This is a genomic window from Lacrimispora brassicae, assembly GCF_054772055.1.
This window is the reverse complement of record NZ_BRYH01000020.1, coordinates 29,515-42,405: the sequence shown is the minus strand read 5'-3', so window position 1 is coordinate 42,405 and position 12,891 is coordinate 29,515. Positions and strand designations below refer to the sequence as shown.

The 12,891-nt window shown below is 37.5% G+C and carries 9 protein-coding genes; all 9 read left to right on the top strand.

Annotated elements, in window-relative coordinates:
- Nucleotides 1-76 precede the first annotated feature (76 nt).
- Complete coding sequence (locus ACYVD3_RS09430; protein ID WP_460642256.1) at nt 77-979, top strand: carbohydrate ABC transporter permease; 903 nt, start codon at nt 77-79, stop codon at nt 977-979.
- Nucleotides 980-984: 5 nt separating this feature from the next.
- Entirely contained in the window at nt 985-1,833 is an 849-nt protein-coding gene (locus tag ACYVD3_RS09425; RefSeq protein ID WP_460642255.1) for a carbohydrate ABC transporter permease, read from the top strand.
- Between the two features lie 29 nt (nt 1,834-1,862).
- Complete coding sequence (locus tag ACYVD3_RS09420) at nt 1,863-3,269, top strand: ABC transporter substrate-binding protein (protein ID WP_460642254.1); 1,407 nt, start codon at nt 1,863-1,865, stop codon at nt 3,267-3,269.
- Nucleotides 3,270-3,353: 84 nt separating this feature from the next.
- Nucleotides 3,354-5,462, top strand: a complete 2,109-nt coding sequence (locus ACYVD3_RS09415; protein WP_460642253.1) for a beta-galactosidase — start codon at nt 3,354-3,356, stop codon at nt 5,460-5,462.
- A 70-nt stretch (nt 5,463-5,532) separates the two neighbouring features.
- Entirely contained in the window at nt 5,533-7,317 is a 1,785-nt protein-coding gene (locus ACYVD3_RS09410; RefSeq protein ID WP_460642252.1) for a sensor histidine kinase, read from the top strand.
- The gene (locus tag ACYVD3_RS09405; protein WP_460642251.1) at nt 7,310-8,914 is read left to right on the top strand and encodes a response regulator; all 1,605 of its coding nucleotides are present in this window, start codon (nt 7,310-7,312) and stop codon (nt 8,912-8,914) included. Before ACYVD3_RS09410 ends, ACYVD3_RS09405 begins: the two co-directional genes overlap by 8 nt.
- A 22-nt stretch (nt 8,915-8,936) precedes the next feature.
- Nucleotides 8,937-11,228, top strand: coding sequence for a type I phosphomannose isomerase catalytic subunit (locus ACYVD3_RS09400; protein ID WP_460642250.1), 2,292 nt, complete (start codon nt 8,937-8,939; stop codon nt 11,226-11,228).
- 148 nt (nt 11,229-11,376) lie between these two features.
- A complete protein-coding gene (locus ACYVD3_RS09395) occupies nt 11,377-11,760 on the top strand; it encodes a BlaI/MecI/CopY family transcriptional regulator (RefSeq protein ID WP_460642249.1) in 384 nt (127 codons plus the stop codon).
- Nucleotides 11,753-12,736, top strand: a complete 984-nt coding sequence (locus ACYVD3_RS09390; protein WP_460642248.1) for a M56 family metallopeptidase — start codon at nt 11,753-11,755, stop codon at nt 12,734-12,736. The genes ACYVD3_RS09395 and ACYVD3_RS09390 overlap by 8 nt, the downstream gene beginning before the upstream one ends.
- Nucleotides 12,737-12,891: the final 155 nt, after the last annotated feature.

Here is a 12,891-nt window from a genome sequence, read left to right as displayed (position 1 = left end):
AAAAGGCACTCATAGGATAAAGAATTTTACCTCCCGTTATAGTAAGCTATGCATATAAATGAACGGGAGGTAAAACATGTTAAGGAGTAAAGGGAATAAAAAGCGCGGACATGCATCAGAAAATGTTCAGGGATATTTATTTATATTTCCTCAGGTGATAGGAATAATGCTGTTTTCTGTCATACCAGTGGTTTTTTCATTGTATTTAAGCTTTACTGATTGGGATTTTATTTCTGGCTTTAAAAATATTAACTTAATCGGTATTAAAAATTATGTTGATATGTGGAGTGATGTGGCTTTTACAGATTCGCTGAAAAATACATTGATCTTTTCCATCTCTACTGTTGCCTTACAAATTGGGCTGGGCGTGGTTATAGCGGTTATTATTAATAGATATGTTTTTGCTTCACAGTACTTTAAAGTGGCTTTTTTCATTCCCTATATATCGAGCTTAGTGGCACTTTCAATTGTTTTTAAAGCTATGCTGCAGCCAACCTATGGCCCGGTAAATCAGTTTTTACGTGCTATTGGAATGGAAAATCCTCCAGGCTGGTTTGGAGACTATAAGTGGTCACTGGCAGCAGTTATTTTACTTACAGCATGGCGAGAGCTGGGTTATTATGTAATTGTTTTTATAGCAGGCCTAAAAGGTGTTCCAGAGGAGCTTTATGAGGCAGCCTCTATTGACGGAGCAAGTGAGATTCAGAACTTTCGCTACATCACGTGGCCATCAATAGCTCCAACTACGTTTTTTTTAACAACAATGGGTATTATTGGTTCGTTTAAGGCTTTCGACCAAATTGCAATAACTACTCAAGGCGGACCGGGAACATCCTCATCGGTATTGGTGTATTACATGTATACAAGTGCATTTAAGTATTTTAAGATGGGATATGCCAGTAGTATGGCATGGGTACTGTTTGTTGTAATTTTTGCAGTAACATTAATTCAGTGGCGTTGCCAGAAGGAAAGGGGGTGATGTCAATGAAAAAAGTTTATATTCGGAAAATGAAGCTGACAAAAATAATATTAACAGTAATCATGGGATTTTTGTCTGTATTTATGCTTATGCCGCTATTTTGGATGATTTCTGCATCATTTAAGGTTGAAGCAGATGTATTTACATATCCGATTCAATGGATTCCAAAAACATGGAATGCTGTAAATAATTATTCTATTGTTTTTTTGAAAAATAAGTTCTTTTTAAATTATATAAACTCTTTTATTTATTCAGGCGGAACTGTTTTGCTAAGCTTTATGGTGTGCTCTATGAGCGCATATGGATTTAGTAAGATTAAGTTTAAAGGAAGAGATGTTATTTTCTTATTTTTCCTGTCTTTAATGATGGTTCCAACTCAGCTGACTCTTATTCCCAGATTTATGATTATCAAGGGGCTGAATCTTTATGATTCATTGCTGGGATTAATACTTATGGAGTCTATGTCAATTTATGGAGTATTTTTACTTCGACAGTTTATGCTTTCAATACCGGATGCAATTTGCGAATCGGCAAAGATAGATGGAGCCAATCATATTCATATCTTTTTCTTGATTGTTGTTCCGCTTTTAAAACCCGCATTTGCAACTCTTGGAATATTAAAAGCAGTGTGGTCATGGAATGATTATCAGGGACCATTAGTGTTCCTGAATTCAGCAAATAAATTTACTGTACAGCTAGCGGTTCAGCAGTTTGCCCAAAGCGACGGATTATCACCTGTATATTCGCTGATTATGGCAGGGGCTGTTATATCAACCATTCCGCTGATTGTTATATTTATGATGTTTCAGACACAGGTAATTGACGGAATTGCAGTTGGAGCAGTGAAGGGTTAGATTCATAAAAAAATTCAGGAGGTAAAAGTATGTTTGAAATGAAGCAAAAGATGGGAATTATTTTGGCATTAATTCTTGCAGCAGGAAGCATATCTGGATGTGGCAGCAGCCAAAAACAAGAAACAACAGCAGCGCCTGTAAAAGAAAGCGGCGCAGCAGATACGGCGGCTAATGTGGAGAAGGCAGAAGCAAGTGAGGATGAGAAGGTTACAATACATTTTGGATATTGGGTTGCAGATAATGATACTGTAGCAAAAGAGCAGTTCTACGAGGTAGTAGCAAAGTTTAATGAGCAATACCCAAATATAGAGGTAATACTTGATGCTCAGTCAACAAATAAATCTGATGAGTTCGAGCAAAAGTATAATTTGCTATTGTTATCAGGAGATACTACAGATATTATCGGATGTCAGTCACCTGCTTCATATGCAATAAAGGCTGATAAGGGATTGCTTGAGCCAATTGATGAATTTATGGCAGCAGATGGTACTTCTATTTCTGATTATACAGTTGATACAACACACAAAGGAAATGTTTATGGTTTGCCTGGAGAAAGCAACGCAAGTATTGTCTTCCTCAATAAGGATGCTTTAGATGAGGCGGGACTTGAAGTACCACCGCTTAATTGGACATGGGATGATTACAGAGAGTATGCACTAAAACTCACAAAAGAAGAGGGCGGCAAGAAGAGATATGGATCAGTTGCACCATTTTGGGGTGATCCTGTTATGTACTATCTAGGTGTTGCACAAAGTAAGGATGATAATCCGCTTTATAAGGATGAGAATACACATAACTTTGATGATCCTGTTTTAAAAGAATGGATGGAATTTAAAAATCAATTAGAGAATATTGATAAAACAGAAGTATCCTACATTGACTATACCACCTCAAGCCTTAATTATAATGCGGAATTTTTTAATGGAAATTCAGCAATGCTTGTAACCGGTATTTTTGCATTGCCATATATTACAAACACAGAGATGTATCCTCATGATTTTAAAACGGTTGTAACTATGGCACCAAGATGGAAGGATAGCCCGGAAGGTGTGGAAAGAGACAGCTGCCCGGTTCTTGCGATTAATAGTAATGCAAGTGATGCTAATAAAGAAGCCGCCTATAAGTTTATAAAGTTTTATACAAATGAAGGTCTGCTTATGAGAAAATCACTTCCATCATATAAGAATGTTGATTATGAGGCGCTTGCAGATATAGTTGTGAATGATCGTGAAGATTTAGTTGACAGAGAAGTACTTATGAACTATTTCACATATGATAAGAGACATTCTCACACAGCGGTAACAACACCACCAAGTAATGCAGAGCTGCAGGGAATTTTAAAAGAAGAAGGCGATAAGTACCTAAGTGGCGGTCAGACGATTGAAGAGGCTATTGATAACATGATAAAACGAGCTGATGCAGTAATGAAAAAATAATGTAAAAATATAAATATTGCAAAGGACTGTTGTGAGCTTTTATTCGACAGTCCTTTAGCGTTATGAAGATAAGGGAGAGCAGGCATGAAGCAGGAATTTAGATATGGCGCAGTTTTAAAAATACAGCGAGAATTTACATTAGATACAATTTATAAGCATCTGTCATCTATGAAAAAGTTAGGGATGAACCAGGTTGTGGTATGGCCTGCCGTTTATTGGTGGGAGGATCGTACTAATCCGGATTATCCTTTTCAAACTGGAAAAAGAATCCTTGAGTACGCGAAATCGCTTGATATGCAGGTGATTATGGAGATGGAAGGGCAAATTACATGTTTAGAATATGCACCGGACTTTTTAATGAGGGAGGAATATTATCCGGTTGATGTAAATGGAAATAAAAAAAATCTGGGTAAAAACTATGAATATATAAATTACAGCCATCCTCAGGTACGCAGGTTAATTGAAAAATGCTTTACAGATGCAGCCAATGCATATAAGGAATATGATTCACTTTATGGATTTGATATTTATAATGAGACGAGATTTGAATCATATGACAGTTATACACTGGATTTTTTTAGAGATTGGCTAAAGGAAAAGTATAAAAAAATTGAGCAGCTGAATAATGCATGGGAACGTACATATTATGATTGGTCACAGATTGAATTTTGCCATTGGATGTGGGCAAGTGTTATGCCTGTAGTGGATTATAATCAATTTAAAAAGGCTCATATGGCTGCTATATTAAAGGATTGGGGGCAAATGATAAAAAAAGTAAATCCCAATATCACTGTCATTGCAGATAATGTATATTCCAGCGTTTCAGAGGATGAGCATTATGATTTGCCACAGGATGACTGGAGTATTGCACGCAGTGTTGATGAATTCGGGATTTCTCTATATCCAAAAAATGATTCTGTAGGGTTTGTTCCTTATCGAAGATGGATGACGCTTGCCGGAATTCATGGTGCATCGCCTACAGGAAACTTTTGGATTGCTGAGCTGCAAAGCCATAATGTATCCATGTTTAATACTATGAGTACAGTTAACTCTGAGGATATCAGATGGTGGACAATGGAGGCAATCACAGGGGGAGCTAAAGGTATTATTTATTGGAAATGGGATCCCTTCCTAAAAGGAGTTCAAACTCTTGGACGTGGATTAGTTGATATAAAGGGAAATTATACATATAGAGCAAAAGCCGCAGGAGAAATAGCGGATATGCTTAATAAATATAACAATGAGTTTACCGGGTATCAGCCATTACCAGCATCAGCCGCAATTTTATATGATCCCTTAAATCACGATTTTACTAAGGCATATTCAAGAAATCATGGGCAGGTGCTGTCTGACTCTATTTATTTAGATTCACTGGATGGTTTATACCGCTGTTTGTGGGAACAACAAATTTATCCGGACTTTGTAAGTGCAAATGATCTAATTGAAGGAAACAAAAAAGGATATAAAGTACTTTTTATTACCAGTCAGGTTTATTTATCAAAAGAGCTGTCACAGGCAATACTTAAATTTGTTGATGAAGGCGGCTGCATTGTTTGTGATGGAAGATTTGGAATGGTGGATGAGACCGGGTATGTTTATGCAGATTTACCGGGTGGTTCCTGCAATGAGGCAATTGGAATTGAGTTCCTTGATTTGGATGCTGGAAATCTCACTATTTCTATGAACAATGATTGGGATAATCTTGTACTTAACGGCTATTATGAGCGGCAAATCTGGAATATGGACAGCAGTATCACCAAAGTAATTGCTACATTTGATGATCAGATGCCGGCAATAGTAGAGTCTGCTTACGGAAAAGGAAAATTTATTTCAATGGCCACATATTTATGGTACGGCTATCACTGCGATACAGGCAATACACAAGCCCACAAGCTTCTAATAGAAATGCTGGAGAAGAAATATCATTTACGAAAGCAGTATAGTGATAATAAAGACATAAAGGCAGGAAGAATCGGGGGTGATAATGGAGAGCTTATATTTATATTTAACTACGGAAATAAGGAGGCATATACATCGATTCACCTGGAGGATATAGAGGGTGAAAATTGCCGTGTATATGAGTTGTATAGCAATCAGGAGCTGCAGCTATCCGCTGCAGAAAGGGCCATTTCTTTTAAAGTCAGTTTAAAGGAAAAAGAAACAAAAGCTTTCAGGCTTATCTGGAATAAATAAGAGAAATTTGATATAATCATGGTGTAATGCTAAAGTTAAAAATGAAACAGCAAATGAATGAGGATGAGCGATGAAAAGACTGAGAAAAACATCTTTTTTCCAGAAAATATTAGGAACTTCTATTCTGATTGTTATTATTCCAATGGTGGTTTTTCAGATTTATTCTACCAAAACCATGGAGCGGATGGTTGTTGAGCGAGTGATGACAGAAACCGGTGATTCGGTTTATCTTGCTGCTTCCAATATTGAAAACTTACTAAGTAAGATTGTCTCTGTGCAATTGTTTTTATATGAAGATAAAGAGCTTAAGGAAATTGCACAAGAGACACTTGAGCTGCCATTAGAATACATTGACAGTGACATAAGTAAAATTTTAAATATAAGATTTGCTGACAGAGTGGAGGAAATATTAAAGGGACTGTTATTTAATACTGTTGTTATGCGCAGTAATGTTACCCTGGTTACATCAAACGGAATGATTCTTACAAACTATAATTATGACAGTCGTATGCGCGAATATATATTGTCGGAATATATGATAGGGGCGAAAACTGGACTAAAGACAATTGATTGGGTGGGAATATCAGAAAATGTTGATAACTCCATCTATAATCAAGATGCTTTTATGATTACACTATTAAAGAGTATGGACATTAGTGAGAAAAACGAGCGTCGTGCAAACCTGCTGGTCAGCATTATGGAAAAACCATTAAGTGAGCTTTTGGCAGGAAAGGAACTGAAGAATCGGCGTTTTTTAGTTGATCAAAATGGGGAAATCATATCCAGTAATGATAAAGCAGTGCTAAATACAGAGCTTGTTTCAATTCTGGAGGATCTTCCCATGGGTAAAGATTATGGCAGCCAGGTATTTAACAGTGAAAAGCAAGGAGAGGTTTTAGTTACTTACAGGAAGCTTAAAATCTCTCCCTGGATAGTTATTGACGTAAAGCCTTATGAGCAGATTGCGGCTGATATTAGGGGAAACAACGAGCAGCTTCTTTTGGTTAATTTAACCTTTATAGGGATATTTTTGCTTATTGCAGGCATTATTGCAGGCAATATTTCAAGACCTCTGCGCAGACTGGCAGAGACAATGGCACATACAGAGCTGGAAAAGCCTGCGGACGAGTTGAAAAATTCAGAGCTTGGTGGTAAAGAAATCAGTCAGATTTATCAGTGCTATGAGATTATGCGTGTGCAAATACTTAACTTGATAAAGCAGAATCAGGAGATTGAGGAGCGCAAAAGAGAAACAGAGCTGACTGCTCTTCAGGCTCAGATCAAGCCACATTTTTTATTTAATACATTAATGTCTATACGATGTGCAATTCAAAATGGACACAGCGATAAGGCTGTTGAGATGACGCAGGCATTATCAAGCTTTATGCGAATGTCAATTGTTAAAATAGATGAGGTTATTCCATTATCACAGGAGATTGAAAATCTTCAGAATTATGTGTATATTCAAAATATGCGAAGCTCACAGACATATGAACTAATTACTAATATTGAGCCGGATTTAAACGAGTATCCAGTGCCCAAATTAATTTTTCAGCCATTAATTGAAAACTCTATTGTTCATGGATTTGCATCAAAGGAATCAGGAGTTATTGTTTTTGATGCAGTTAAGGAAGATGGAAAAGTTAAAATTACAATAACCGATAATGGCTGTGGTTTTGTGATAAATCCCTTAGAGCTAAAGGGAGACAAGGATTCGGGATTTGGTGTCAGTAATGTAGCCCAGAGAATTCAGTTATATTATGGAAGTAAATATAGCTTGCAGTATTTTTCTAATAAAGGAACACAGGTTATTATATATTTACCGGATGGATGGGGTGATGAGTACCATGTATAATGTAATATTGGTAGATGATGATATTGAAATTCTCGAGTATATTGAACACCTGCTTGATTGGGAAAAGCTGGAATTTTGCGTCAGAGCAACAGCAACTAATGGTGCAAGTGCTTTAAAATTGATTGGTGAGATAAGACCTGATTTACTGATTACAGATATTACTATGCCGGGGATTACAGGTTTAGAGCTTGTAAGATGCGCAAAGGGAGAAAATACCAGCTTAAAAAGCATAATTATGACATGTCACGAAAGCTTTCACTATGCACAGGAGGCACTTGAGCTGGGGGTTCAGGATTATCTGGTAAAGTATATGCTGGATCAGGCACAGCTTGAAAAATGTGTTATCAAGATAAAGGATACTTTGGATAAAGAGCAGCAGGCTAATCAGTATATTCAAAAGCAAAAGAGGATTATTCTAAATAATGCAAAAGCTCAGATAACTCAGTTGCTTAAGGATATGATACGCTCATCAGATTCAGAGGAGTTTTTGATTCGAAAAAGACTGGGGGAGAGCGAACTATCATCCTTAGGTGAATTTCATGTAATTGGATTTTGCATTGATAACTGGGAGATTATTAGAGATATTGTTCCTATTAATGATCTGAAGCTACTACAGTTTGCAGTTGTGAATATTATTAATGAATTGGTATCTGCAGATGAGGCTTTCAGCAAGCATGCGACAAAGGCATATACCATAAGTGAAGATATGGTGGTTGTTTTATTAAAGCAGCAGTTAAAAAAAGATGCTTCAAAAAAGCATTTGATGAAAATATTAGATATAATACGCAGAAAAATCCTGGAGGTTTTAAAGATTGATATCGCCTGTGTTATAAGTTCATGCTATACAGATATTGGGAAATTTAAGAATATATATGAATGTATGTTAAACATGAGGCTTTGTTATTTTTATCCTGATGCGTCTCGTATTATTTGGAATCTGGATAATATGGGATCAGCAAAATCAAAAGAGCACAGTAATCTGAGCTATGAATTCATTGATGCTGTTCATGCATTGGATTATTCTGCTATTATGGAGCAAATAGACAAGATATATTCGGGATTTTATCTTAATCATATGGTGCCGGAAAAAATGATTCGCTATTTTCATAATATTGTACACTTCCTTGAATCAGAGCTTAGGGAGCAGGGAATAGAAATGAAATTATTAGAATCTAAGCTATTGACAGCAAATACGTATGATGGATACCGTATATTAACACAGCAGGCAGTTAATTGCTTCTTAGAGGCAACATCAGGTAAGAAAAAGGAGATACTGCGTAAGGAAATTGATTTTGTACAGGGATATCTTAATACTCATTTGCAAGAAAATATTACATGTGAAGGAATGGCACAAATTGTTAATATGAATAGCAGTTACTTTAGCAAATTGTTTAAAAAGGAAACCGGGGAAAGCTTCTCAGATTATCTTATGCGAATCAGAATTGAACGTGCGACCATGCTGCTTTGCCATAGTGATTTGTCCATGGAGGATATTACCAGTGCAATTGGTTTATCAAATATGCATTATTTTTACAGGCTGTATAAAAAACAAACAGGTGAAACTCCAGGCAGAGTAAGGCGAATGAAAAGAGGTTGACTAAAAACAAAAGGAGCGGTATATGAAATTGAAAATTGAAAGACCTTTGGCCATAACCATGTGGGATTTCTCCTGGCTAGAACGACGCTGGGATGGAGCTGGTTATGAAGACTGGGATTTAGTACTTGATGAGTTAAAGGGGCGAGGATATGATGCGGTACGTATAGATGCCTATCCCCACTTACTTACAAAAGAGGAGCAGGATGAATGGATACTATATCCCGAATGGTCTCAGCAAACCTGGGGTGCACCGGCAGTTACCAGAATTTCTGATATAAGGGGCAATCTAATAGAGTTTATGAATAAGTGCAGAGAAAGAGGCATTTATGTTGCATTATCAACCTGGTTTAGAGAGGATGCAGACAACATTCGTTTAGAGATTGACAGCCCTGCAAAACTGGCACTGATATGGGAAAAAACCATTTCTATTTTGGAGTCAGCGGGTCTTATGGATACCATATTATATGTGGATTTGTGCAATGAATTTCCGGCACCACCATGGACAGGCTTCCTTTACGAAAGAATGGATGAAAAAAGTATTCCCCGGTATCACAAGGAAAGCCTCCGCTGGATGAAAGAAGCTATAGGAATAATTAAAAATAAGTACCCAAGCCTATGCTATACAGTTTCCAGTGACGGGCGATATGATTCATCTATTAATAAAGATATTGTAACAACTGAAAATTATAGACTGGACAGAGAGGATGTTTCCTTCCAGGATTTTATTGAATTACATTTATGGTTTGTTCAGTTTTGTGATTTTTATGAAACAATTGGATACGAATACGATAGATTTATTCCAGACAGCTTTAATCGTCTGGCGGAAAAAGGAGAAGCTTATTACAGAAGTAAAACAGAATTTTTCAATACAAGATTAAAGGAAGGTATTGTAATGGTGGCTGAATGGGCAAAGAAAAATCATAAGCCGCTTATTAGTACAGAGTGCTGGGGACCTGTGGATTATAAAGACTGGCCACTTCTTGACTGGGGATGGGTGAAGGAGCTTTGTGAAACAGGGACTATTGCTGCAAGTGAAACGGGTCAATGGGCAGCAATTGCTACAAGTAATTTCTGTGGACCGCAGTTTGTGGGGATGTGGCGTGATACTGAATGGCATAAAAGGTTAACAGATATTATTCACAAAGGGAAGCTTCCGGATATGGAAGCTAATGTGAAGGATAGTAATCCAGCGCCTATAAAGCTATCTAATGAGAGAGTGTGGCGAACATATCTGGGAGGTAGTATGCTTGATATGCTGCATGGCTTTAATGGGAAGGAGGATGGACATTTTCCAGAGGAATGGATAGCATCCTTGACGGCAGCACGAAATGCAGGACGGGAAAAGTATACGGAGGAAGGACTTAGCAAGCTGGCATCACATCCTTCAAAATATTTAAAGGATGTGATTGAGGCAGATCCGCAAAGATATCTGGGGAAACCACATGTTGAAGCTGCAGGAGCATCCTTAGGTGTTTTAGTAAAATTAATTGACTCCAGTGAGCGACTGGGCATACAGGTGCATCCAGATAGAGTACAGGCAAAAAAGCTATTTAATTCTGATTATGGAAAGACCGAGTGCTGGCACATTTTGGGAGGACGAGAGATTAATGGAGAGGCTCCTCATATATATGTGGGATTTAAAGAAGGTGTTACCAGAGAGCTTTGGCAGGAGCTATTTGAAAAACAGGATATAGAGGGTATGCTTAGTAGTATGCATAGATATGATGTAGCACCCGGGGATACAGTCCTGATTGACGGCGGCGTTCCTCATGCAATTGGATCCGGCTGTTTTTTAATAGAAATACAAGAGCCGACAGATTACACAATACGAGTGGAGCGAATAACACCATCAGGACTTAAGGTGGAGGACTCAATGTGTCATCAGGGAATAGGATTTGATAGGATGTTTGAATGCTTTAACTATGAAACACTGAATCGTGATGAAACATATAAACGCAGGTTTATTCAAACAAAGTGCTTATATGAGAGCAGTGGGGGACAGATTAATTCTCTGATTTCGTATCAAGATACACCATTCTTTAAGATGGAAGAGCTAGAAATCAAAGAAAGGCTTGATGTGATTCAAGAGGATTCATTTGCTATTTTATATGTTATTGACGGAAGCGGCACATTTAAAACTGATTCAGATAAGCTGCAATTACAAAAAGGAGAGCAGTATTTTCTCCCTATTGGAGTGGGAAAAATGGAGCTTCAAAATGATTTAAAGGAATCTGATGAATTAAAAATTCTTTATTGCTTTGGTCCAGAGGTAAAAAATAAAAAGCTGCTAAAAGCGAAGAACCCAGGTATTTGAGTGATTAGCTGGCAGTAGTAGGATCAGCGGTTCTTATGTAGATTACTTTCCGTTGGTACTTCCGTGTTGGAACGAGGAAAAAGTTGACATATTCACTCTACAGTTGTAGAATAGAATTGTACGCTACAACTGTAGAGGAGTTATCAGTATGAAAAATGAGAAGAAAATAACTGATGCTGAATTTGAGGTAATGAAAACGGTGTGGGAGAATGTAATGCCTGTTACCAGTGTGGATATTGTGAGAACGGTTAAACAGAGAAAAGGCTGGGAGGATACCACAATTTACACGCTGATTAGTCGGCTTGTAAAAAAGGGGTATCTTCTTCAAAACAAGCAAAAGACCGTATCTTCTTATGCGGCGCTTATCTCGGAGCATGAATACACAAAAGAGCAAACGGACGAGTTGATTGATAAATTGTTTGGTGGTGATGCAAAGCAGCTTATATCTTCTCTTTATGAAACCAAAAAAATCAAACCACAGGATATTGAGGAATTGCGACGATACTGGAATGGAGGAACCCCCAATGAATAGCTTGCTATTGAACAGCTTGCTAATGAAAATGGTTTCCTTGTCGGTTTCCGGTTCCGTTATTGCCTTTGCTTTGCTGGCTATCAGACCGTTTATACAAACCAAACTATCACGAACGTGGCAGTATTATATTTGGGGTATTGTCATTATGAGAATGATGTTCCCCTTTGCTCACGAAGCAACTTTGATAAACTACGTCTTTCGAGATGGTTTTGCGCTGATAAATACAAACGAAGCAATAAACAGTATCTGGTTAATCATTGCCGCTGTCCTTCTTTTGAAAAAAATCATTAGCTATCATATTTATATCCGCCATATAAAATCTAAATGTAGATGCATTACAGATAATTCCATTATAAATCTTTATCAACGATCATGCCGTGAAGCGAAAGTCAAAAAGCCGCCAAAGCTTTATTTCTCTCAAGCAGTCACTTCACCTTCCTTGATTGGTTTCTGTAAGCCCTGCATTGTATTACCGGAAAATATGTTGCTTTCCATAGACGACCTCCGTTTTATATTCCTGCATGAATTGGCGCATCACAAAAGATGGGATTTTCTTTATAAATGGCTGGTACAAATTGTAATATGTCTGCACTTTTTTAACCCAGCAATATACATAATACAAAAAGTAATAAACAGGGATTGTGAGTTTTCTTGTGATGAAACTGTAATAAAGCGTTTGGACAAATACGAAAAAAAAGCCTATGGATCGGCATTAATAAACTCGCTGGAAAATGGGATGCATAGCAATTACCATGCAATATCTCTCATGCTCTGCGACGATGCAAAACAGATAAAGAATAGGCTTAAAGCAATTGCGGAACATAAAAAAATGTCTATAGTTGCAATTTCCCTGTTGGTAATTCTGACTTTCTCCATCTTCTCCAGCGCAGTCTATGCTGGAGCATATAGAATCTATCCGGATCGTTGCGGCATTCATTCTGTAAAAGATGTGGTAAGTTCATGGATCAATCCGTAGCGATTCAAATCCGACTTGATCGCAGGGGCCTTCTGCATATTGGCTGGGGCCGCGTTGACTATTTATCTGATACGGCAATGCAGAAAATAGAACAAATAACAGAGGCAAAGCCAGAGCGCACATCGCCCTGGCTCAGTCTATAATGAATACTGGGC